We start from the raw sequence: 21,424 nt of genomic DNA, 5'->3' as shown, positions 1-21,424 counted from the left end.
ATCGCGAGCACGCTCGCTCCTGCAGTTCGCTTGGGGATCACCCCAAGCATAGTCAAACCATTACTTGATGGTCAGGGCTTCCAGTTTGCCGCTGTTGCCATACACATAAATCATGTCGCCCACCACCAGCGGACGAGCACGCAGGCCGTCGCTATCGATGCGCGTACGACCGACGAAGCGACCGTCAACCTGGCTCAGCAGGTGCAGGTAACCTTCCAGGTCGCCCACGGCCACGTAGCTGGAGAAGACTTCCGGTGCCGACAGTTGGCGGCGAGCCAGGGAGTCGTTGCTCCACAGCGCGGTAGTCGAACGCTCGTCCACGCCTTCCACGGTACCCGAGGACAGGCTGACATAAACGCTGCCGAACCCTTGGGCCACACCGGCGTAGCTGGAAGCATCACGCTGCCACAGCGGACGGCCACTCTCCAGGTCCAGGGCAACCACACGCCCCTGGTAGCTGGCAACGTACAGGGTGCCACCGGACAGCAGCAGGCCACCGTCGATGTCCACGACCCGATCCAGTTCGGAACGGCCTTGTGGAATGGCTACACGCTGCTCCCACACCGGCACGCCGTTGCGAATATCCAGCGCGACCACCTTGCCGGTGGAAAGACCGGCCAGGGCCAGACGGTTGGTCGCCAACGGCGCACTGGTGCCCCGCAGGGTCAACACCGCTGGAGTGCTGTCGTAGAGCCAGATCTGGTGACCGGTGCTGGCTTCAAGGCCAATCACGCGGTCGTCCTGAGTCTGCACCACCACCACGTCACCGTTGGTAGCTGGCGGAGCCAGCACTTCACTGGTCACACGGGCACGCCATTTCTCTTCACCGCTGGAGGCATCCAGGGCAACCACTTCGCCTTTCAGAGTGCCGATCATGACCAACCCATAACCCACGCCCACGGCGCCGGAAACAGGCAGTTCGAGATCTTTCTTCCATTTGACGTCGCCGTTCATGCGATCCATGGAAACCACCACGCCGGTCACGTCAGCGGCATAGATGGTGTCACCATCGATGGCTGGCACCAGCATGTTATAGGTTTCGCCCTGACCGTCACCGATCGAACGGCTCCACTGCTTCTGCAGGACCACTTCTTCTTTGAAGTCGACCAGTTCCGCCGGTGGCAGTTCTTTCTTGCTGTTGCTGCTGCAACCCGCGGCCAACAAGGCCAGAGCCAGCAATGCTGCATGTTTCCAACGGATCACGTCATGCATCCCCTTTGGCCAGGTCGTCCAGCTTGATTTGTAGGCCACCGACTGCCGCTTCATCCGAGAGCGCCGCCTTGGCTTTTTGGTATGCCGCATGGGCTTCGTCCACACGGCCCAGCTGGACCAGCAGATCGCCCTTGAGTTCTTCACGAGTCGCCAGGAATGCCTTGTCGGCATCGCCGTCGAGCAGCTTCAGAGCCTCGTCGGCCTTGTTCTGCGCCGCCAGTACCTGTGCCAGGCGCTGACGCGCCACTTCACCCAGGGTCGGGTTGGCGGGCTTGTCGGCCACGGCCTTGAGCTGTGCCGCTGCATCGTCCAGCTTGCCGGTGTCTACTGCCACCTTGGCCACGAACAGGTTGCCGTACTGCGCGTAGGCAGTACCGCCGAACTCGCTGTTGAGCTTGCCCGCCAGGTCCGTAACACGAGCCGCATCCGGCTTGCCATCCGGCGTCAGGGTAGTTTCCAGCAGTTGCTGATAGAGCACCGAAGCGCCTTGCGACTGATTGTTCTGATACTTGTGCCAGGCTTGCCAGCCGAACACGATAACCAGGGCCAGCAGGCCGCCAGTCACCAGGGGTTTGCCGTTACGCTGCCACCAGTCTTTCAATTCCGCCAGCTGTTCATCTTCGGTACTCGACACCCCAATACTCCTTATTCGCTAAATCGGCTGTTTGACAGCTTCAACCCTGCACGACGCAGGTGGCCAGGTGCGCAGCGAGTGCATCCCAGGCAATGCTTTGTTGTTCGCCCTGGCCACGCAGGGGTTTGAAACCTACCACTTGCTGGGCCAGTTCGTCGTCACCGAGGATCAGCGCATACAGCGCGCCGCTCTTGTCGGCCTTCTTGAATTGGCTCTTGAAGCTGCCAGCACCGGCATTGATCTGCAGACGCAGGTTCGGCAATTGATCGCGAACACGCTCGCTCAGCGCCAGAGCGGCCAGTTCGGCGGCCTCACCGAAGGCGCAGAGGTAAACGTCGACCTGGCGCGAGATCTCTTCCGGGACCTGCTCCAGGGTTTCCAGCAGCAGCACCAGACGCTCGATCCCCATGGCAAAGCCAACGCCCGAGGTAGGCTTGCCGCCCATCTGCTCCACCAGGCCATCGTAACGGCCACCGGCACAGACAGTGCCCTGGGCACCGAGCTTGTCGGTGACCCATTCGAAAACGGTCTTGCTGTAGTAATCCAGCCCGCGCACCAGCTTGGGGTTGATCACATAGGGGATACCCGCAGCATCCAGGCGGGCCTTGAGGCCTTCGAAGTGCACGCGGGACTCTTCGTCCAGGTAGTCGGCCAGCTTGGGCGCATCCACCAGCACGGCTTGAGTGTCCGGGTTCTTGGTATCCAGCACCCGCAGCGGGTTGGTCTTCAGGCGGCGCTGGCTGTCTTCGTCCAGCTTGTCCATGCGCGCCGACAGGAACTCCACCAGCGCGTCGCGATAGCGCGCGCGCGCTTCGGCGGTACCCAGGCTGTTGAGTTCGAGCTTGACCGCATCACGGATGCCCAGCTCGCCCCACAGGCGCCAGGTCAGCACGATCAGTTCAGCATCGATGTCCGGCCCGTCGAGGTTGAATACCTCGCAACCGATCTGGTGGAACTGGCGATAACGGCCTTTCTGCGGGCGCTCGTGACGGAACATCGGGCCGATGTACCACAGCTTCTGCACCTGGCCACCGCCGGTAATGCCGTGCTCGAGCACCGCACGCACGCACGCCGCGGTGCCTTCCGGACGCAGGGTGAGGGAGTCGCCGTTGCGATCTTCGAAGGTGTACATCTCTTTTTCGACGATGTCGGTCACTTCACCGATGGAGCGCTTGAACAGCTCGGTGAACTCGACGATCGGCATGCGGATCTGCTTGTAACCGTAGTTATCCAGCAGGCGCGCCACAGTACCCTCGAAATAACGCCACAGGGGCGTCTGCTCGGGCAGGATGTCATTCATGCCACGAATGGCTTGCAGAGACTTGCTCACAAAAAATCCTTAAATACGTTCGGTTAGCCGCGAGCGATCAGCGCTGCGTCGGCCTCGACCTTTTCGGCCGCCTTCTGCCGGATCAGCTTTTCAAGCTCGTCCACCAGATTGTCATTGGTCAGTTTCTGTGCCGGCTTGCCATCGATGTAGATCAGGTTCGGTGTACCACCGGTCAGGCCGATGTGCGCCTCTTTGGCTTCACCCGGGCCGTTGACCACGCAACCGATCACTGCAACATCCAACGGCACCAACAGGTCTTCAAGCCGTCCTTCCAGTTCGTTCATGGTTTTCACCACATCGAAGTTCTGCCGCGAGCAGCTCGGGCAGGCGATGAAGTTGATGCCACGGGAACGCAGGTGCAGGGACTTGAGAATGTCGTAGCCGACCTTCACTTCCTCGACCGGGTCGGCCGCCAGCGAAATGCGAATGGTATCGCCAATTCCTTCGGCCAGCAGCATACCGAGGCCGACGGCGGATTTCACTGTGCCTGAGCGCAAACCACCGGCTTCGGTGATCCCCAAGTGCAGGGGCTGGATGATTTCCTTGGCCAGCAGGCGGTAGGCCTCGACGGCCATGAACACGTCCGAGGCTTTCACGCTGACCTTGAAGTCCTTGAAATTCAGGCGTTCCAGGTGTTCTACGTGACGCAGCGCCGACTCCACCAATGCAGCCGGGGTCGGTTCGCCGTATTTTTTCTGCAGGTCTTTTTCCAGGGAACCGGCATTGACCCCGATACGGATCGGGATCCCGCGATCACGGGCAGCATCCACCACCGCGCGTACCCGGTCTTCACGACCGATATTGCCCGGGTTGATCCGCAGGCAATCGACGCCCAGTTCGGCCACACGCAGCGCGATCTTGTAGTCGAAGTGGATGTCGGCCACCAGCGGTACCTTGACCTGCTGCTTGATCCGGCCGAACGCCTCGGCGGCGTCCATGTCCGGCACCGAAACCCGCACGATATCGACACCGGCGGCTTCCAGGCGGTTGATCTGGGCGACGGTTGCGGCCACGTCGTTGGTGTCGCTGTTGGTCATGCTCTGCACCGCAATCGGGGCATCGCCTCCGACCGGTACCGAGCCGACCCAGATCTTGCGGGATTCGCGACGCTTGATTGGAGATTCGCCGTGCATGACTTATTGACCTAACTTCAGGCGAGCAGTCTCGCCACTGGTGAACGGGGCGATATCCACCGCCTGACCGTTGTAAGTGATTTGTGCGCCACGGGCATAGCCCAGACGTACGGCAAAAGGCGGCTTGCCGCTGACATCGACATTTTCACCCTTGCGCTTGAGGGCGCTGAGCAGAACCTTGCCGTTGGCATCGATGACCTGGGCCCAGCAGTCGGCGCTGAACTGGATCTGTACCTGGCCCGCGCCTGCAACTGCAGTTGCCGCAGCGCTGCCCGGTGCAACCGCAGCAGCAGGCGCGGTCGGCGTGACAGGCGCTTGCGCCACGGCAGCCGGTGCGACAGGCGCCGGAGCCGGCGCGTTGTGCACGGGAGCTGCGGGGACGGACGCAGTGGCAGCCGGCGCCGGAGCGGTCGAAACGGCTGGGGCGGCAGGAGTCTCGCTCGCTGCCTGGCCTTCGCTTTGAGCGGCGTTGTCCAGCGCCTCGCTCTGCCCCTCGGCAACCGCCTGGTCTTCGGGCTCGTCGATAGGATGAATCTGGGTAGTGCCGTCGGCGCCTTCGACCTCGACATGCTCGGGGCTCAGGGAGACCGGCTCCTTGCCGCGCTGGGAGGACTGATCCTGCCACCAGATGAAACCGCCACCAACCACCGCCACCAGCAGCAGCAAACTGACAATGCGCAAGATAGTGTGGGAAACCCGCACCGGCTCTTCGATGCGTCCCAGGGCATGGACGCTGCTGCCCTGGGAGTCGGTACCGGTGTATTGATCGAACTCCTGGACCAGTACCGCCTGATCCATGCCCAGCAATTTGGCATAGGCACGAATATAGCCACGGGCGAAAGTGTGCCCCGGCAGCTTGTCGAAGGCGCCAGCTTCCAGGTTGCTCAGGGAGCTCACGGTGAGGTTGAGCTTGTGGGCCACTTCGGCCAGCGACCAACCATTGCTTTCGCGGGCCTGACGCAGGGTCTCACCGGGGTTTACGCGAGTCACTGCTTGAACTTCGGGATGGGCCGCTTTCATCATTGCTCCGACAGGTATTGCTGATATTCCGGCGTACCGGGATAAAGTCGTTTTAGTTGCAGACCGTAACTGGCGGCCTTGTCGCGATCTTCGAACACCGTTGCCAGCCGAACGCCGAGCAATAGACTACGTGCATTTTGCTCGCCGAGCAGGCTAAAACGATCGTAATAGTCGCGCGCGGGCACATAATGCCTGTCTTCGTAAGACAACTCAGCCATTTCCAGCAATGCACGGGGCTGTTGATGATTGAGACGCAAGGCCTTTTCCAGCTGCAGCTGGGCCAGATCACGCTGGCCGAGCCTTGAAGCGGTCATGCCGAGGTTTTCAAACACTCGGGAACGTTCGGGGTACAGAGTATCAGCAGCGGCTTGCTCGAAGCGCTGATAAGCCTCTTTGTAACGTTTTTCCTGGAACAGAAAGCTGCCGTAGTTATTGAGGATCCGGGCACTGTCCGGACGCGCCGCCAGGGCCTGGCGAAAATGCTCGTCGGCCAGGGCCGGTTCCATCTCGGCCTGGAACACCAGTGCAAGGGCAGCATTGGCGTCGGCATCGGCGGGGGCCAGTTCCAGGGCTTTCTTCAGTGGCACCTTGGCCCGCTCGCTCATGCCCTGCTGCAAGTAGCCCAGGCCCAACTGCACATAGGCCTCGCGCGCCTCGTCGCGCCCCTTGCTGGTGTTCATCGGGTTGGAATCACCCGACAGAACACAGCCAGCACACAGGCTGGCAACAAGCAGGAGCAGCGCAAAGCGCAGGGCCATGGAGATCCTCTCTCAGGTACGGGTTGCGGCGCTTTGCGGCATATCGGCATCGGCGCTCAATTCACGCACGGCGATATAGCGTTCGCTACGACGGGTGCGGTCCAGCACCTGCCCGACCAACTGACCGCAGGCGGCATCGATGTCTTCACCACGCGTGGTGCGCACGGTGACGTTGAAACCGGCGTGATGCAGCTGGTCCTGGAAGCGACGAATGGCATTGTTGCTCGGACGCTCGTACCCGGAATGCGGGAACGGGTTGAACGGGATCAGGTTGATCTTGCACGGTACATCCTTGAGCAGCTCGATCATCTCCACCGCGTGCTCAAGCTTGTCGTTGACGTCTTTGAGCAGGGTGTACTCGATGGTCAGCACACGCTTCTCACCCAGGGCCGACATGTAGCGCTGGCAGGACTCGAGCAGCATCTTCAGCGGGTACTTCTTGTTGATCGGTACCAGCTGGTTGCGCAGCGCATCATTGGGTGCGTGCAGAGACAACGCCAGCGAGACGTCGATGTGCTTGGCCAGCTCATCGATCATCGGCACCACGCCGGAGGTCGACAGGGTCACCCGGCGCTTGGAGATGCCGTAGCCCAGGTCGTCCATCATCAGGTGCATGGCAGCGATGACGTTGTCGAAGTTCAGCAGCGGCTCACCCATGCCCATCATCACCACGTTGGTGATGGCACGGTCGACGGTCGCCGGGACGCTGCCAAAGGATTTGTTGGCAATCCACACCTGGCCGATGACTTCGGCGGCGGTGAGGTTGCTGTTGAAGCCTTGCTTGCCGGTGGAGCAGAAACTGCAATCCAGGGCACAGCCCGCCTGGGACGAAACGCACAGAGTGCCGCGCTTGCCCTGGGGAATGTAGACGGTCTCGACGCAGCTGCCGGACGCCACGCGCACCACCCATTTACGGGTGCCGTCGCTGGAGATGTCCTCGCTGACCACTTCCGGACCGCGAATCTCGGCAACAGCCTTGAGCTTTTCGCGCAAGGCCTTGCCGACATTCGTCATGGCGTCGAAATCATCGACGCCAAAGTGGTGAATCCATTTCATCACCTGACCGGCACGGAAACGCTTCTCCCCGATTGAGTCGAAGAATTTCTCCATTTCCGGTTGAGTAAGCCCCAACAGGTTAGTTTTGCCGATCGATGCAGTCATGGTTTCACCTCTCACGCGCAAGCCTTACTCAACGAGCGGTTACTTCAGTAGCTGCGAAGAAGTAAGCGATTTCGCGAGCAGCGGCAGCTTCGGAGTCCGAACCGTGAACGGCGTTGGCGTCGATGGACTCGGCGAAGTCAGCACGGATGGTGCCGGCAGCAGCTTCTTTAGGGTTGGTAGCGCCCATCAGCTCACGGTTGCGAACGATGGCGTTTTCGCCTTCCAGAACCTGAACAACAACCGGGCCGGAAGTCATGAAGGCAACCAGTTCGCCGAAGAAGCCACGCTCGCTGTGCTCAGCGTAGAAGCCTTCAGCTTCAGCCTTGGACAGTTGCTTCATTTTCGAAGCTACAACGCGCAGGCCGGCTTCTTCAAAACGGGAAACGATCTTGCCGATAACGTTTTTTGCAACAGCGTCAGGCTTGATGATGGAGAAAGTACGTTGAACAGCCATGGTGTAACTCCAGAAACGGTGATTAAAGCGAAAAATTAAACCCGCGAATTATACGCGGGTTTATAGGGATTGCCTAACTGCGTAGCCCGCGGATTCAGTCAGCTTCGTCGATCCAGGCGGCCTGAATTGCTTCAAGAACCTTCTCGCCTCCGCGAGCCGGATCGTCGCTGAACTCCGGCAGTGCCAGAACCCATTGGTGCAGATCGACAAAGTTCACATAACGCGGATCCACATCCGGCTTGGACTCAGCCAGTTGGATCGCGATTTCCAGTACATCAACCCACTTGAGGCTCATGCCAGTTCCTTGAAATCAGTGCGGCGCTTCGGCTGCATGGTTGAGCGAGTATTTTGGAATTTCGACAGTCAGGTCTTCATCGCCGACGATGGCCTGGCAGGACAGGCGCGACTGCGCTTCCAGGCCCCAGGCCTTGTCCAGCAGGTCTTCTTCCAGCTCGTCAGCCTCGTTCAGCGAGTCGAAGCCTTCACGAATGATGCAATGGCAGGTGGTGCAGGCACAGACGCCGCCACAGGCACTTTCGATCTCGATGTGGTTGTCATGCGCCACCTCGAGCACCGAGACGCCAGGCTCGACCTCTACAACCAGGCCGTCCGGACAGAACACGGCGTGTGGCAGAAAAATGATCTGCGGCATCAGTTATTCCTCGATTTCATTCAGGTTGCGCCCCGCCAGCGCGGCTTTCACCGTCGAATCCAGGCGTCGGGCAGCAAAGGCATCGGTCACTTGCGACAGACGCTTGGTCTGCTGCTCGATGGCATAACCATCGGTGCCACGCATCAATTCACTCAATTCCTGCATCTGCAGCTCGATAACCATGCGCTCTTCGGCGTCCAGCAGACGCTCGCCATCGGCGTCCAAGGCACCTTGCACCGCCTCGATCAGGCGCTGAGCATCAACCTGCTGCTCGCGCAGTACACGGGCCACCTTGTCGTCGCCGGCGTACTGGAAGGAATCCTTGAGCATCTTGGCGATCTCGCCGTCGGTCAGACCGTAGGATGGCTTGACCTGGATGCTGGCTTCGACGCCCGAACCCAGCTCTCGCGCAGAAACGCTGAGCAGGCCATCGGCGTCGACCTGGAAGGTCACGCGGATCTTCGCCGCACCGGCCACCATCGGTGGGATGCCGCGCAATTCGAAACGCGCCAGGGAGCGGCAGTCGCTGATCAGCTCGCGCTCGCCCTGCAGCACATGAACCATCATGGCCGTCTGGCCATCCTTGTAGGTGGTGAAGTCCTGGGCACGGGCAACCGGAATGGTGGTGTTGCGCGGAATCACCTTCTCCATCAGCCCGCCCATGGTTTCCAACCCCAGGGACAGCGGAATCACGTCCAGCAGCAGCAATTCGCCGCCTTCGCGCTTGTTGCCGGCCAAGGTATCGGCCTGGATCGCGGCCCCAATGGCCACCACTTGATCCGGATCGATCTCGGTCAACGGCTGGCGACCGAACATTTCAGCCACCGCCTCACGCACACGCGGCACACGAGTCGAACCGCCCACCATGACCACCGCCTGCACTTCATCCAATTCGACATTGGAATCGCGTACAGCACGACGACAGGCCTTGAGGCTGCGGGCAACCATCGGCTCGATCAGGGCGTCGAAGGCGTCGCGAGTCAGGGTGGCACGCCAATCGCCATACACCACTTCCACGGACGCGGCGCCGGTCAAGGCTTCCTTGGCCGCACAAGCGGCTTGCAACAGACTGCGCTGGGTACCCGGGTCGAGGTCGGCGGACAGGCCCGCGCCCTCGATGATCCAGCCGGCAATGGCGTGATCGAAGTCATCGCCGCCCAGGGCAGTATCGCCACCGGTAGCCAAGACTTCGAAGACGCCGCCGGTCAGGCGCAGAATGGAAATATCGAAGGTGCCGCCACCCAAGTCATAGATCGCCACCACGCCTTCGGCGTGCTGATCCAGACCATAAGCCACAGCCGCCGCGGTCGGCTCGTTGAGCAGGCGCAGCACATTCAGGCCGGCCAGCTTGGCCGCATCCTTGGTGGCTTGACGCTGGGCGTCGTCGAAATAGGCAGGAACGGTGATGACCGCACCTACCAGCTCGCCACCCAGGGCCGCCTCAGCACGCTGACGCAGCACCTTGAGCACTTCAGCCGATACCTCCACCGGGCTTTTCGGCCCCTGGATGGTCTCGATGAACGGCATGTGCGACTCGCCCTCGACGAAGCGATAGGGCAGTTGCTCACCCAGCTGCTTGACGTCGGACAGGCCACGCCCCATCAGGCGCTTGACCGAAAGCACGGTGTTCAAAGGGTCGGTAGGTGCAGCCAGGCGAGCAGACTCGCCCACCTCGACGCGGTCGGCGTGATAACGCACCGCGGACGGCAGAATCACCTGTCCCTGCGCGTCGGCCAGCGGCTCGGAAAGACCACTGCGCAAGGCAGCGACCAGCGAATTGGTAGTGCCCAAGTCGATCCCCACAGCCAGGCGACGCTGGTGCGGTTGAGGACTTTGGCCGGGTTCGGCGATCTGCAGTAGGGCCATGCTTATCTGGACTTATCTGTATATCAGGCGTGCGACCGGAGCGGCACTGGGTTAATCGTCGAGGCGCTCTTCTAACTGGCGCACTTCGTAGGTGAGCTTGTCGAGGAACTGCATGCGCCGCATCAGGCGCTCGGCCTGCTCGCGTTGCGCCGCATCATCCCAACAGGCTGCGAAGCTTTCATTCAGTTCATCCTGGGCTGTCTTGAGCCGACGCTTGAATGCCGCCACTCCGGCCAGGTCGGCGCTGCCCTGCAAATCCTCGAGCTCTTCGCGCCATTGCATCTGCTGCAGAAGAAACTCCGGATCATGCACCGTGACTTCCAGCGGCAACTCGCCGCCATTCAAAGCCAGCAGGTAACGGGCGCGCTTGGGCGGGCTCTTGAGGGTCTGGTAAGCCTCGTTGAGGCTTGCCGACTGCTCCAGGGCCAGGCGCTGCTCGCGCTCGGAAGCATCGGCAAAACGGTCTGGATGAACCCCACGCGCCAACTCACGGTAGCGCGCGGCCAACTGCTCGAGATCCAGGCGGAAGCTCGGTTGCAGCTCAAATAAAGCGAAATGACAAGGAGTACCCACGACAAGCCTCAGATGTTGAAGCTTTCGCCGCAGCCACACTCACCGCGCACGTTGGGGTTGTTGAACTTGAAGCCTTCGTTCAACCCTTCCTTGACGAAATCAAGTTCGGTGCCGTCCAGATAGGTCAGGCTTTTCGGATCGATGATCACTTTCTCGCCGTGACTCTCGAATACCTGATCGTCCTCGCCAATCTCGTCGACGAACTCCAGCACATAGGCAAGGCCGGAACAGCCCGTGGTGCGAACACCCAGACGAATCCCATCACCCTTGCCGCGCCCGTTGAGGGAGCGTCGCACGTGTTGAGCAGCCGCTTCTGTCATGCTGATAGCCATCGTGACTCCTTACTTGTCGCCAAATCTGTGAAAGCCGATCGGTCAGATCAGGCCTTTCTTCTGCTTGTAGTCGCGTACGGCGGCCTTGATGGCGTCTTCGGCGAGTACCGAGCAGTGAATCTTCACGGGAGGCAGGGCCAGCTCTTCAGCCAGCTGGGTGTTCTTGATGGTTTCGGCTTCATCCAGGGTCTTGCCCTTCATCCACTCAGTGGCCAGGGAGCTGGAAGCAATGGCGGAACCGCAGCCATAGGTCTTGAACTTGGCGTCTTCGATGATGCCCTGCTCATTGACCTTGATCTGCAGGCGCATCACGTCGCCGCAGGCAGGAGCGCCGACCATGCCGGTGCCGACATCCGGATCTTCCGCGTTCATCTTGCCGACGTTGCGCGGGTTCTCGTAGTGGTCGATGACCTTTTCGCTGTAAGCCATGATTCTTAATCCTCACTCATCAGAGAGTCGCTCTTGGGTTCTGCAAATCGCCGTTATCGGTACGCTCTACAGAACCCTGTGCGGCGACTTATATTCAGTGCGCCGCCCACTCGATCTTCGAGATATCGACGCCATCTTTGTACATGTCCCACAGCGGCGACAGAGCGCGCAGCTTGGTAACGGCTTCGCAGACTTTCTGCGCCGCGTAATCGATTTCTTCTTCAGTGGTGAAGCGGCCGAAGGTGAAGCGGATCGAACTGTGAGCCAGCTCGTCGTTGCGACCCAGGGCACGCAGCACGTAGGAAGGCTCCAGGGAGGCCGAAGTACAGGCCGAACCGGAAGACACTGCCAGGTCCTTGAGGGCCATGATCAGCGACTCGCCTTCAACGTAGTTGAAGCTCAGGTTCAGGTTGTGCGGTACGCGGGCAGTCATGCTGCCGTTGATGTACAGCTCTTCCAGGTGCTCGACCTGCTTGTAGAAGCGGTCGCTCAGGGCCTTGATGCGCAGGTTCTCGGCAGCCATGTCTTCCTTGGCCACGCGAAAGGCTTCGCCCATGCCGACGATCTGGTGAGTAGCCAGGGTGCCGGAACGCATGCCGCGTTCGTGACCACCGCCGTGCATGGTGGCTTCCAGGCGCACCCGCGGCTTGCGGCTGACGTACAGCGCGCCGATCCCTTTCGGGCCGTAGGTCTTGTGGGCGGAGAAGGACATCAGGTCGACCTTCAGGGCCTGCAGGTCGATGTCGACCTTGCCGGTGGACTGAGCGCCGTCGACGTGGAACAACACGCCCTTGGAGCGGGTCAGTTCGCCGATGGCAGCGATGTCGTTGATGGTGCCGATCTCGTTGTTCACATGCATGATCGAAACCAGGATGGTGTCGTCACGCAGGGCTGCTTCGACCATGGCCGGAGTGATGAGGCCGTCTTCGCCCGGCTCGATGTAGGTCACTTCGAAGCCTTCACGCTCGAGTTGGCGCATGGTGTCCAGGACAGCCTTGTGCTCGATCTTCGAGGTGATCAGGTGCTTGCCCTTGGTGTGGTAGAAATGCGCGACACCCTTGATTGCCAGGTTGTCGGATTCGGTAGCACCGGAAGTCCAGACGATTTCACGCGGGTCGGCGTTAACCAGGTCGGCCACTTGGCGACGGGCGTTTTCCACCGATTCTTCGGCTTTCCAGCCAAACACGTGGGAGCGGGACGCCGGGTTACCGAAGTTCCCGTCGACCAGCAGGCATTCACTCATTTTCTGCGCGACGCGCGGATCAACCGGGGTGGTCGCTGAGTAATCAAGGTAAATCGGCAATTTCATGGACTCTCTCCTAAATCAGGCTGGCTGGCGTGCCGCTAGCTCTTTGGCTGTCATTCGACGGCGGACGCTTCAATCTTGTCCAGGCGCGGCGCCTTGCCATTACAACGGCGCTGGTCCTGACGCTGGGCTACTTCTTGCACCTCACGGCGAGTGACAAGGTCAGCCAAGCTGATACCGCTTAGAAATTCGTGGATCTGCAGGCTCAGATCGCACCACAAGTGGTGCGTCAGGCAGGTGTCGCCGGCATGGCAATCACCCAGCCCCTGGCATTTGGTTGCATCGACCGATTCGTTCACCGCATCGATCACCTGGGCCACCTGGATCCCCTGCATGTCGCGGGACAGCTGATAGCCGCCACCAGGACCCCGGACGCTGGACACCAGATTGCTACGGCGCAATTTGGCGAAAAGCTGTTCGAGATAGGACAGGGAAATGCCTTGGCGCTCGGAGATATCGGCCAGGGAGACCGGGCCATGTTGCGCGTGCAACGCCAGATCAAGCATGGCGGTCACGGCGTATCGGCCTTTAGTAGTCAGTCGCATGGACAAGTACCACGGAGTTTCGGAATGGAGGCGAGTATGCAATACCCGAGTAATCAGGTCAACTATAAGACCAACTACTTTAGTCGGATTTACCCGCAAAAGAGCGCGCGAATCATAGCAAAGTCTGCGACGTAATGGCACAGCGCGATGGCAACAACTGACCCGCGGGTCGCTTATGGCCTCTCGGGGGCTTTTTCGCCGGCAAACCGGCTCCTGCAGGAGAAGCCGGTTTGCGGGGCATCAGCCGACCTGGCTGTCGCCCTTGCCCTTGACTTCAGCGAAGTCTTCTTCACGCAGGGCAGGCAAGTCCTTGGCGCAGTAGTCACTGCCCAGATCCTTCAGCGCGCCACACATCCCCTCCAGACGACCATCGACCGCTTGCAGGTGATCAAGCAACTGACCAATGGCCCGCGCCACGGGGTCAGGCATGTCTTCGCTGACGCCATAGGCATCGAAGCCGAGCTTTTCCGCCATGGCCTTGCGCTTGGCTTCCTGCTCATCATTGGATTTCATGATGATCCGCCCCGGAATCCCCACTACGGTCGCACCGGCCGGCACCGCCTTGGTCACCACGGCATTGGAACCAACCTTGGCCCCGGCCCCGACCGTGAACGGCCCCAGCACCTTGGCGCCAGCCCCCACCACCACACCATCTTCCAGGGTCGGGTGGCGCTTGCCTTTATTCCAACTGGTGCCACCCAGGGTCACCCCCTGGTAAAGCGTGACGTCATCACCGATCTCGGCGGTTTCGCCAATGACGATGCCCATTCCATGGTCAATAAAGAAGCGACGACCGACCTTGGCCCCCGGATGAATCTCGATCCCGGTCAGCCAGCGCCCGAAGTTCGAGACCAGCCGCGCCAGCCACTTCCAGCCCATCCCCCACAAGGCGCCGGACAGGCGATGGATCCAGATCGCATGCATCCCCGGGTAGCAGGTCAGCACCTCAAAGGCGTTGCGCGCAGCCGGGTCACGATGGAAAACACTTTGGATATCTTCACGCAGACGTTCGAACATCACTGATCCTTCCGCTTCTGTAGCTCCCCACGAGCCGCTTTCTGGGTTTCCGTGAGGATGCCTCGCAATATATTCATTTCCGCCCGGCTGACCGAGCTGCGACCGTACAACCGACGCAAGCGCGCCATCAAGTGTCGAGGTTTCTCCGGATCGAGGAAGTCGATGGCCACCAGAGTTTGCTGCAGGTGCTCGTAGAACCGCTCCAGCTCATCCATGGTTGCCAGCTCATCACTGCGCGGCGACGCCACCTCATCCTTCTCCACCTTGCTCGGCTGGCCCTGAGCTGCCAACCAGGACATGCGCACTTCATAGGTCAGCACTTGCACCGCCGTGGCCAGGTTCAACGAGCTGAACTCCGGATCCGACGGGATATGCACATGGAAATGACATCGCTGCAGTTCGTCATTGGTCAGGCCGGAATCTTCACGACCGAACACCAGAGCGATCTGCGCCCCCTGCCCGGCCTCCTCCACGACCTTGAGGCCCGACTCGCGGGGATCCAGCAGCGGCCAGGGAATGCGCCGATCACGAGCGCTGGTGCCGAACACCAGGGTGCAACCCGCCAGAGCATCCTCCAGCGTCGCCACCACCTGGGCATTTTCGAGAATATCGGTGGCACCAGAAGCCCGCGCATCCGCCTCATGGGACGGAAATACCCGCGGCTCCACCAGCACCAGCCGCGACAAGCCCATGTTCTTCATGGCACGCGCAGCCCCGCCGATATTGCCCGGATGACTGGTATTGACCAGGACGACACGAATGTTCTGCAGCAAGGGAGGCGCTCTCGGACACGGGAAGGGGGAGCAAATATTACAGAACAGGCTGCACCACCGCCTCAAAAATAACCATCTGCCAATTCCGCTGCCTTATTGAGAGCCCGTGACAGGAGCGGCCAATACCCGCTGACGAAATGCGCCACACAGCGGATCAATGCAATCAAAGCGAACGCCGACCTTCATCTGCAAAAGTTTTCTGCTAGAATGCTCGGCTTTCTTTAACAACCTTAGGTGACCTATCCATGCAGCCAATGCTGAATATCGCGCTGCGCGCCGCCCGCAGCGCCAGTGAATTGATTTTCCGCTCCATCGAGCGCCTGGATACCATCAAGGTCGACGAAAAAGACGCCAAAGACTACGTATCCGAAGTTGATCGCGCTGCCGAGCAGAAGATCATCGACGCGCTGCGCAAAGCCTACCCGACCCACGCCATCCTCGGCGAAGAAACCGGCCTGCACGCCGGCAGCGGCGAAGGCGAAGACTACCTGTGGATCATCGACCCACTGGACGGCACCACCAACTTCCTGCGTGGCATCCCGCACTTTGCCGTGAGCATCGCCTGCAAATACCGTGGCCGCCTGGAACACGCCGTGGTTCTGGACCCGGTTCGCCAGGAAGAATTCACCGCCAGCCGTGGCCGCGGTGCCCAGCTGAACGGTCGTCGCCTGCGGGTCAGCGGCCGCACCAGCCTGGACGGCGCCCTGCTGGGCACCGGCTTCCCCTTCCGTGACGACCAGATGGACAACCTGGACAACTACCTGGGCATGTTCCGCGCCCTGGTTGGCCAGACTGCAGGCATCCGTCGCGCTGGCGCAGCAAGCCTGGACCTGGCCTACGTCGCCGCCGGTCGCTTTGACGCCTTCTGGGAATCGGGCCTGTCCGAATGGGACATGGCAGCAGGCGCCCTGCTGATCCAGGAAGCCGGCGGCCTGGTGAGCGACTTCACCGGCGGTCACGACTTCCTGGAAAAAGGCCACGTCGTGGCCGGCAACACCAAATGCTTCAAGGCAGTCCTGACCGCCATCCAGCCGCACCTGCCGGCTTCGCTGAAGCGCTAAGCAGCAGCGACAAAAAAAGCACCCCAAGGGGTGCTTTTTTTATGCCCGCAATTGCCGTAGAAGCCTGTTTGCCGGCGAATGGGACCTTGAGATCGCCTTCGCCGGCAAACAGCCCCTGCAGTTGAGGGTTACTGGCCGGGCTGATTCTGGTTCTGACCGAGAATCAGACGCCCTTCTTTATCCACCGGAATCTGGTTGCCCGGATCCCGATCCATACGCACCTGGCCCTGCTTGCCACCCAGGTCGTACTTCACGTCATAACCAACGATCTTGTCACTGATGTCATTGACCGTGTTACAGCGAGTCTGCGTAGTGGTGTAGGTATCACGCTCCTGCATGCCTTCCTGCACCTTGTTCCCCGCATAGCCCCCACCAACAGCACCGGCAACCGTGGCGAGTTTCTTGCCATTGCCATTACCGATCATGCTACCCAACAGGCCACCGCCCACTGCGCCAGCCACGGTGCCCAGGATCTGATGCTCATCCTTGACCGGACGCTGGCGGGTCACGGCGACGTCCTTGCAGACCTCCCGCGGGGTCTTGATCTGTTGCTTGACCGGCTGAACGGCCAGCACTTGCGCATACTCAGGGCCGCTTTTAACCAGGCTGTAGGTGGCAACAGCACCCCCGGCGGTGACACCGACAGCACCCAATACCGCACCAACCAGCAACGACTTGTTCACGTGAACCTCCTGACCATACATGCGGGTCAAAAGCCCGCGCTTCTCCCAGCCTTGGAGCAAAAAAAAAGGCGCGAGTTCAACACTCGCGCCTTTTTAACTGACAGCCGGAACAGGTCAGGCCATCAAGGACGGTCGTCCACTTCCTTCTCGGTATTGGCCGGAGGAATCAGGTCTTCACTGTTCAGGTTCAGCCAGATCAGCACCACGTTGGCGATGTAGATCGACGAGTAGGTACCCGCCAATACACCGACGAACAGGGCGATGGAGAAGCCCCACAGGTTGTCGCCACCGAAGAACAGCAGGGCCACGATCGCCAGCAGGGTGGAGATCGAAGTGGCCATGGTGCGCAGCAGGGTCTGGGTGGTCGAGATGTTGATGTTCTCGATCAGGCTGGCCTTGCGCAGCACACGGAAGTTCTCACGCACCCGGTCGAACACCACGATGGTGTCGTTGAGCGAGTAACCGATGATCGCCAGTACCGCCGCCAGCACCGTCAGGTCGAAGGTGATCTGGAAAAACGACAGGATACCCACGGTCACGATCACGTCGTGGATCAGCGAGACGATGGCACCGACCGCGAACTTCCACTGGAAGCGGAACGCCAGGTAGATGAGGATGCCGCCCAGCGCCATGAGCATGCCGAGGCCACCCTGGTCGCGCAGCTCTTCACCCACCTGCGGGCCGACGAACTCGACGCGCTTGACCTGCGCCGGGTTGTCACCACCGACCTTCTGCAGGGCGGCCGCCACCTGGTGGCCCAGCTGCGGGTCTTCGCCCGGCATCCGCACCAGCAGGTCGGTGGTCGCACCGAAGCTCTGCACGATAGCTTCGTGATAACCGGCGTCGTTCAGTTGCGAACGCACCTTCATCACATCCGCCGGACGTTCGTAGGTCAGCTCGATGAGCGTACCGCCGGTGAAGTCCAGACCGTAGTTCAAGCCCTTATGGAACCAGCTGAACAACGCCAGGACGGTAAGGAGCACAGTGACGCCGAACGCAACGTTGCGCACGCCCATGAAGTTAATAGTACGTAACATGGCAGCCCCTTAAATCCACAACTTCTTGAAGTCACGACCGCCGAAGATCAGGTTGACCATCGCGCGGGTCAGCCAGATGGCCGTGAACATCGAGGTAAAGATCCCGAGGGACATGGTCACCGCAAAGCCCTTGACCGGGCCGGTGCCCATGGCAAAGAGGATGCCACCCACCAGCAATGTGGTCAGGTTGGAGTCCAGAATCGCGGTGAATGCCCGGCCGAAGCCTTCGTTGATTGCTCGCTGCACGGTCATGCCGGCGGCGATCTCTTCACGTATCCGCGAGAAGATCAGCACGTTGGCGTCCACCGCCATGCCCATGGTCAGCACGATACCGGCGATACCCGGCAGGGTCAGCGTAGCCCCCAGCAGGGACATCAGGGCCAGCAGCAACACCATGTTCAAGGCCAGCGCCACAGTGGCGATCACCCCGAAGAAACGGTAGATGGCGATGATGAACAGCGACACGAACAGCATGCCCCACAGCGACGCATCGATACCCTTGGTGATGTTGTCAGCACCCAGGCTCGGACCGATTGTGCGCTCTTCAGCGAAGTACATCGGCGCCGCCAGACCACCGGCACGCAACAGCAGCGCCAGCTCGGAGGATTCGCCCTGGCCATTGAGGCCAGTGATACGGAACTGGCTGCCCAGCGGCGACTGGATGGTCGCCAGGCTGATGATCTTCTTCTCTTCCTTGAACGCCTGGACCGGCACGTCCTTCTCAACGCCGTCGACCACCTGCTTGGTATAGGTGGTGATCGGCTTCTGCTCGATGAAGATCACCGCCATGCTGCGACCGACATTGCTGCGGGTCGAACGGTTCATCAGCTCGCCACCGTGGCCATCAAGCTTGATGTTCACCTGTGGGCGGCCATGCTCGTCGTAACCGGCCTGGGCATCGGTCACCTGGTCACCGGTGATGATCAGGCCACGCTCGATCTGCGCTGGAGGACGATTGCCCTCACGGAATTCGAAGGACTCGGAAGTCGCCTTGGAAGCACCCGGCTCGGCGGCCAGACGGAACTCCAGGTTGGCGGTCTTGCCCAGGATCCGCTTGGCTTCAGCAGTGTCCTGCACGCCCGGCAGCTCAACCACGATACGGTTGGCACCCTGGCGCTGAACCAGAGGCTCGGCCACACCCAGCTCGTTGACCCGGTTACGCACGGTGGTCAAGTTCTGCTTGATGGAGTATTCGCGGATTTCCGCCAGCTTGGCTGGGGTCATCGCCAGACGCAGCACCGGTTGGCCATTGAGGTCGGCCGGTACGATATCGAAATCATTGAAGTTCTTGCGGATCAGCGAACGGGCCTGCTCACGGCTGTCTTCATCGCTGAAGCCCAGCTGGATGGCGCCATTGAGCTGCGGCAGGCTGCGATAGCGCAGGCGCTCTTTGCGCAGCAGGCTCTTGACGTCGCCTTCATAGACTTTCAGGCGGGCGTCGAGGGCTTTGTCCATGTCCACTTCCAGCAGGAAGTGCACACCACCGGACAAGTCCAGACCCAGTTTCATCGGGTGCGCACCGAGGTTGCGCAGCCATTGCGGAGTGGTTTGCGCCAGGTTCAACGCCACCACATAGTCATCGCCCAGCGCCTTGCGCACTACATCCTTGGCCGGAAGCTGGTCTTCCTTGTTGGTCAAGCGCAGCAGGCCACCCTTGCCGTTGGCAGCAATGGAAGCAGCCTTGACGTTGATGCCGGCGTCGGTGAGCGCTTTGCTCGCACGATCCAGATCCGCCTGAGTGACCTGCAACGCGGTACTCGCGCCGCTGACCTGAATGGCCGGATCATCAGGGTATAGATTGGGAGCGGAATAAATAAAACCGATCGCCAGCACCGCCAGGATCAGTAGGTACTTCCACAGAGGATATTTGTTCAGCATCACGCCGCCCGTTTATGACGCGGGGCGCCTTGCGCGCCCCGTCGATTGGTAAAAGATGAAACTTAGATCGCTTTCAGCGTGCCTTTTGGCAGCGTGGCAGCGATCGCGCCCTTCTGGAACTTCAGTTCAACGGAGTCCGACACTTCCAGAACCACGAAGTCGTCGGTCACTTTGTTGATTTTGCCGGCAATACCGCCGGTGGTCACAACTTCGTCGCCTTTCTGCAGGCTACCCAGCAGGTTCTTCTGCTCTTTGGCGCGCTTGGCCTGTGGACGCCAGATCATCAGATAGAAGATGGCCAGGAAGCCGATCAGGAAAATCCACTCGAAACCAGTGCCAGCAGGACCGGCAGCGGCAGGTGCAGCGGCGTCCGCATACGCGGCAGGGATCAAAAAGCTCATTTAACACTCCGATAATTTCAGAATTAGTGTCTTAACGTCTTTAGAACTTATTCTAAAGGCGGCACGGGTAACCCGCGTTTGGCATAGAAGGAATCGACAAAGGCGGCCAATGTACCTTGTTGAATAGCCTCGCGCAAACCAGCCATAAGACGCTGGTAATGGCGCAAATTATGGATGGTATTGAGCATACTCCCGAGCATTTCCCCACACTTGTCCAAGTGGTGCAGATAAGCACGGGAGAAGTTCTGGCAGGTGTAGCAATCACAAGTTGGGTCCAGCGGCGAATCATCATGGCGATGGAACGCGTTACGGATCTTCAGCACGCCTGTATCGATGAACAGATGCCCATTGCGGGCATTGCGGGTTGGCATCACGCAATCGAACATGTCCACACCGCGGCGCACACCCTCAACCAGATCTTCCGGCTTGCCAACTCCCATAAGGTAACGAGGTTTGTCGGCTGGCATCTGGCCTGGCAGGTAGTCCAGGACCTTGATCATTTCATGCTTGGGCTCGCCCACCGACAGGCCGCCAATGGCCAGGCCGTCGAAGCCGATCTTGTCCAGGCCTTCCAGGGAGCGCATGCGCAGGTCCTGGTGCATGCCGCCCTGGACGATACCGAACAGCGCCGCGGTGTTGTCGCCGTGGGCATTCTTCGAGCGCTGGGCCCAGCGCAGGGACAGCTCCATGGAGATTCGCGCCACGTCTTCATCAGCCGGGTACGGCGTGCATTCATCGAAGATCATCACGATGTCCGAACCCAGGTCGCGCTGCACTTGCATCGACTCTTCCGGGCCCATGAACACCTTGGCGCCGTCCACCGGCGAGGCGAAGGTCACGCCCTCTTCCTTGATCTTGCGCATGGCACCCAGGCTGAACACCTGGAAGCCACCGGAGTCGGTCAGAATCGGGCCTTTCCACTGCATGAAATCATGCAGGTCACCGTGGGCCTTGATCACTTCCGTGCCCGGGCGCAGCCACAGGTGGAAGGTGTTGCCGAGGATGATTTCGGCGCCGGTAGCGACGATATCCCGCGGCAGCATGCCCTTGACCGTGCCATAGGTGCCCACCGGCATGAAGGCCGGGGTTTCCACCGTGCCGCGGGGGAAGGTCAGGCGACCGCGACGAGCCTTGCCATCAGTGGCCAGGAGCTCGAAGGACATACGACA

Annotated in this window: 24 protein-coding genes; 1 reads left to right on the top strand and 23 read right to left on the bottom strand. The window is 60.5% G+C overall.

Annotation, left to right across the window (positions count from 1 at the left end; translation table 11 throughout):
- Positions 1-60: 60 nt before the first annotated feature.
- The 18 genes from bamB to trmJ all read right to left on the bottom strand — a co-directional run bounded on the left by bamB (position 61) and on the right by trmJ (position 15,195).
- Positions 61-1,212, bottom strand: coding sequence for an outer membrane protein assembly factor BamB (bamB, locus tag F6S12_RS17130; protein ID WP_011063204.1), 1,152 nt, complete (start codon positions 1,210-1,212; stop codon positions 61-63).
- On the bottom strand, positions 1,205-1,846 hold the full coding sequence (locus F6S12_RS17125; RefSeq protein ID WP_011063205.1) for a tetratricopeptide repeat protein: 642 nt from the start codon (positions 1,844-1,846) through the stop codon (positions 1,205-1,207). Before F6S12_RS17125 ends, bamB begins: the two co-directional genes overlap by 8 nt.
- A 40-nt stretch (positions 1,847-1,886) precedes the next feature.
- A complete protein-coding gene (gene hisS, locus F6S12_RS17120) occupies positions 1,887-3,176 on the bottom strand; it encodes a histidine--tRNA ligase (RefSeq protein ID WP_011063206.1) in 1,290 nt (429 codons plus the stop codon).
- Between the two features lie 23 nt (positions 3,177-3,199).
- The gene (ispG, locus tag F6S12_RS17115) at positions 3,200-4,309 is read right to left on the bottom strand and encodes a flavodoxin-dependent (E)-4-hydroxy-3-methylbut-2-enyl-diphosphate synthase (protein WP_011063207.1); all 1,110 of its coding nucleotides are present in this window, start codon (positions 4,307-4,309) and stop codon (positions 3,200-3,202) included.
- Between the two features lie 3 nt (positions 4,310-4,312).
- Positions 4,313-5,329, bottom strand: coding sequence for a RodZ domain-containing protein (locus F6S12_RS17110; protein WP_015636879.1), 1,017 nt, complete (start codon positions 5,327-5,329; stop codon positions 4,313-4,315).
- The gene (pilW, locus tag F6S12_RS17105) at positions 5,329-6,087 is read right to left on the bottom strand and encodes a type IV pilus biogenesis/stability protein PilW (RefSeq protein WP_011063209.1); all 759 of its coding nucleotides are present in this window, start codon (positions 6,085-6,087) and stop codon (positions 5,329-5,331) included. Before pilW ends, F6S12_RS17110 begins: the two co-directional genes overlap by 1 nt.
- Positions 6,088-6,099: 12 nt before the next feature.
- Positions 6,100-7,248: a 23S rRNA (adenine(2503)-C(2))-methyltransferase RlmN gene (rlmN, locus tag F6S12_RS17100; protein ID WP_011063210.1), complete on the bottom strand. Its 1,149-nt coding sequence runs from the start codon at positions 7,246-7,248 to the stop codon at positions 6,100-6,102.
- Positions 7,249-7,276: 28 nt separating this feature from the next.
- A complete protein-coding gene (gene ndk / locus F6S12_RS17095) occupies positions 7,277-7,702 on the bottom strand; it encodes a nucleoside-diphosphate kinase (RefSeq protein ID WP_011063211.1) in 426 nt (141 codons plus the stop codon).
- 94 nt (positions 7,703-7,796) lie between these two features.
- Positions 7,797-7,997, bottom strand: coding sequence for a Fe-S cluster assembly protein IscX (gene iscX / locus F6S12_RS17090; protein WP_011063212.1), 201 nt, complete (start codon positions 7,995-7,997; stop codon positions 7,797-7,799).
- Positions 7,998-8,012: 15 nt separating this feature from the next.
- The gene (fdx, locus tag F6S12_RS17085) at positions 8,013-8,354 is read right to left on the bottom strand and encodes an ISC system 2Fe-2S type ferredoxin (protein ID WP_011063213.1); all 342 of its coding nucleotides are present in this window, start codon (positions 8,352-8,354) and stop codon (positions 8,013-8,015) included.
- Between the two features lie 3 nt (positions 8,355-8,357).
- On the bottom strand, positions 8,358-10,220 hold the full coding sequence (hscA, locus tag F6S12_RS17080; RefSeq protein ID WP_011063214.1) for a Fe-S protein assembly chaperone HscA: 1,863 nt from the start codon (positions 10,218-10,220) through the stop codon (positions 8,358-8,360).
- A 51-nt stretch (positions 10,221-10,271) separates the two neighbouring features.
- Entirely contained in the window at positions 10,272-10,793 is a 522-nt protein-coding gene (gene hscB / locus F6S12_RS17075; protein ID WP_315869125.1) for a co-chaperone HscB, read from the bottom strand.
- Between the two features lie 8 nt (positions 10,794-10,801).
- On the bottom strand, positions 10,802-11,125 hold the full coding sequence (gene iscA, locus F6S12_RS17070; protein WP_007929524.1) for an iron-sulfur cluster assembly protein IscA: 324 nt from the start codon (positions 11,123-11,125) through the stop codon (positions 10,802-10,804).
- Between the two features lie 42 nt (positions 11,126-11,167).
- A complete protein-coding gene (iscU, locus tag F6S12_RS17065; protein ID WP_007929523.1) occupies positions 11,168-11,554 on the bottom strand; it encodes a Fe-S cluster assembly scaffold IscU in 387 nt (128 codons plus the stop codon).
- A gap of 94 nt (positions 11,555-11,648) precedes the next feature.
- Positions 11,649-12,863 carry an IscS subfamily cysteine desulfurase gene (locus tag F6S12_RS17060; protein WP_015636881.1) on the bottom strand — a complete coding sequence of 405 codons (1,215 nt, stop codon included), beginning with the start codon at positions 12,861-12,863 and terminating at the stop codon, positions 11,649-11,651.
- 50 nt (positions 12,864-12,913) lie between these two features.
- On the bottom strand, positions 12,914-13,405 hold the full coding sequence (iscR, locus tag F6S12_RS17055; protein WP_011063217.1) for a Fe-S cluster assembly transcriptional regulator IscR: 492 nt from the start codon (positions 13,403-13,405) through the stop codon (positions 12,914-12,916).
- A 240-nt stretch (positions 13,406-13,645) separates the two neighbouring features.
- Positions 13,646-14,422 carry a serine O-acetyltransferase gene (cysE, locus tag F6S12_RS17050; protein WP_011063218.1) on the bottom strand — a complete coding sequence of 259 codons (777 nt, stop codon included), beginning with the start codon at positions 14,420-14,422 and terminating at the stop codon, positions 13,646-13,648.
- Positions 14,422-15,195, bottom strand: coding sequence for a tRNA (cytosine(32)/uridine(32)-2'-O)-methyltransferase TrmJ (gene trmJ / locus F6S12_RS17045; protein ID WP_019094261.1), 774 nt, complete (start codon positions 15,193-15,195; stop codon positions 14,422-14,424). Before trmJ ends, cysE begins: the two co-directional genes overlap by 1 nt.
- A gap of 245 nt (positions 15,196-15,440) precedes the next feature.
- Between trmJ and suhB the strand changes: the two genes are divergently transcribed.
- Positions 15,441-16,256 (top strand): inositol-phosphate phosphatase, encoded by an 816-nt coding sequence (gene suhB / locus F6S12_RS17040; protein WP_011063220.1) that lies wholly within the window; start codon positions 15,441-15,443, stop codon positions 16,254-16,256.
- A gap of 128 nt (positions 16,257-16,384) precedes the next feature.
- Here the strand turns inward: suhB and F6S12_RS17035 are convergent, their stop codons facing one another.
- The 5 genes from F6S12_RS17035 to tgt form a co-directional block, all read right to left on the bottom strand.
- Positions 16,385-16,939, bottom strand: a complete 555-nt coding sequence (locus F6S12_RS17035; RefSeq protein WP_011063221.1) for a glycine zipper 2TM domain-containing protein — start codon at positions 16,937-16,939, stop codon at positions 16,385-16,387.
- A gap of 122 nt (positions 16,940-17,061) precedes the next feature.
- Positions 17,062-17,976 carry a protein translocase subunit SecF gene (gene secF, locus F6S12_RS17030; protein WP_053153604.1) on the bottom strand — a complete coding sequence of 305 codons (915 nt, stop codon included), beginning with the start codon at positions 17,974-17,976 and terminating at the stop codon, positions 17,062-17,064.
- A 9-nt stretch (positions 17,977-17,985) separates the two neighbouring features.
- On the bottom strand, positions 17,986-19,854 hold the full coding sequence (gene secD / locus F6S12_RS17025; protein WP_183000048.1) for a protein translocase subunit SecD: 1,869 nt from the start codon (positions 19,852-19,854) through the stop codon (positions 17,986-17,988).
- A gap of 62 nt (positions 19,855-19,916) precedes the next feature.
- A complete protein-coding gene (gene yajC, locus F6S12_RS17020) occupies positions 19,917-20,255 on the bottom strand; it encodes a preprotein translocase subunit YajC (RefSeq protein WP_015636884.1) in 339 nt (112 codons plus the stop codon).
- Between the two features lie 47 nt (positions 20,256-20,302).
- A complete protein-coding gene (tgt, locus tag F6S12_RS17015; RefSeq protein ID WP_162470478.1) occupies positions 20,303-21,418 on the bottom strand; it encodes a tRNA guanosine(34) transglycosylase Tgt in 1,116 nt (371 codons plus the stop codon).
- Positions 21,419-21,424: the final 6 nt, after the last annotated feature.

This window comes from Pseudomonas sp. JV245A (genome assembly GCF_032424515.1).
Taxonomy (GTDB): Bacteria; Pseudomonadota; Gammaproteobacteria; order Pseudomonadales; family Pseudomonadaceae; genus Aquipseudomonas; species Aquipseudomonas protegens.
This window is presented reverse-complemented; position numbering and strand designations above follow the sequence as displayed.

Coding starts and splice junctions, on each gene's coding strand:
- tgt (WP_162470478.1), bottom strand. CDS start 21,418: ATGTCCTTCGAGCTCCTGGCCACTGATGGCAAGGCTCGTCGCGGTCGC.
- iscX (WP_011063212.1), bottom strand. CDS start 7,997: ATGAGCCTCAAGTGGGTTGATGTACTGGAAATCGCGATCCAACTGGCT.
- rlmN (WP_011063210.1), bottom strand. CDS start 7,248: ATGACTGCATCGATCGGCAAAACTAACCTGTTGGGGCTTACTCAACCG.
- suhB (WP_011063220.1), top strand. CDS start 15,441: ATGCAGCCAATGCTGAATATCGCGCTGCGCGCCGCCCGCAGCGCCAGT.
- ndk (WP_011063211.1), bottom strand. CDS start 7,702: ATGGCTGTTCAACGTACTTTCTCCATCATCAAGCCTGACGCTGTTGCA.
- cysE (WP_011063218.1), bottom strand. CDS start 14,422: ATGTTCGAACGTCTGCGTGAAGATATCCAAAGTGTTTTCCATCGTGAC.
- F6S12_RS17110 (WP_015636879.1), bottom strand. CDS start 5,329: ATGAAAGCGGCCCATCCCGAAGTTCAAGCAGTGACTCGCGTAAACCCC.
- hscA (WP_011063214.1), bottom strand. CDS start 10,220: ATGGCCCTACTGCAGATCGCCGAACCCGGCCAAAGTCCTCAACCGCAC.
- bamB (WP_011063204.1), bottom strand. CDS start 1,212: ATGCATGACGTGATCCGTTGGAAACATGCAGCATTGCTGGCTCTGGCC.
- iscA (WP_007929524.1), bottom strand. CDS start 11,125: ATGGCTATCAGCATGACAGAAGCGGCTGCTCAACACGTGCGACGCTCC.
- secD (WP_183000048.1), bottom strand. CDS start 19,854: ATGCTGAACAAATATCCTCTGTGGAAGTACCTACTGATCCTGGCGGTG.
- iscR (WP_011063217.1), bottom strand. CDS start 13,405: ATGCGACTGACTACTAAAGGCCGATACGCCGTGACCGCCATGCTTGAT.
- ispG (WP_011063207.1), bottom strand. CDS start 4,309: ATGCACGGCGAATCTCCAATCAAGCGTCGCGAATCCCGCAAGATCTGG.
- fdx (WP_011063213.1), bottom strand. CDS start 8,354: ATGCCGCAGATCATTTTTCTGCCACACGCCGTGTTCTGTCCGGACGGC.
- iscU (WP_007929523.1), bottom strand. CDS start 11,554: ATGGCTTACAGCGAAAAGGTCATCGACCACTACGAGAACCCGCGCAAC.
- yajC (WP_015636884.1), bottom strand. CDS start 20,255: ATGAGCTTTTTGATCCCTGCCGCGTATGCGGACGCCGCTGCACCTGCC.
- pilW (WP_011063209.1), bottom strand. CDS start 6,087: ATGGCCCTGCGCTTTGCGCTGCTCCTGCTTGTTGCCAGCCTGTGTGCT.
- F6S12_RS17060 (WP_015636881.1), bottom strand. CDS start 12,863: ATGAAATTGCCGATTTACCTTGATTACTCAGCGACCACCCCGGTTGAT.
- secF (WP_053153604.1), bottom strand. CDS start 17,976: ATGTTACGTACTATTAACTTCATGGGCGTGCGCAACGTTGCGTTCGGC.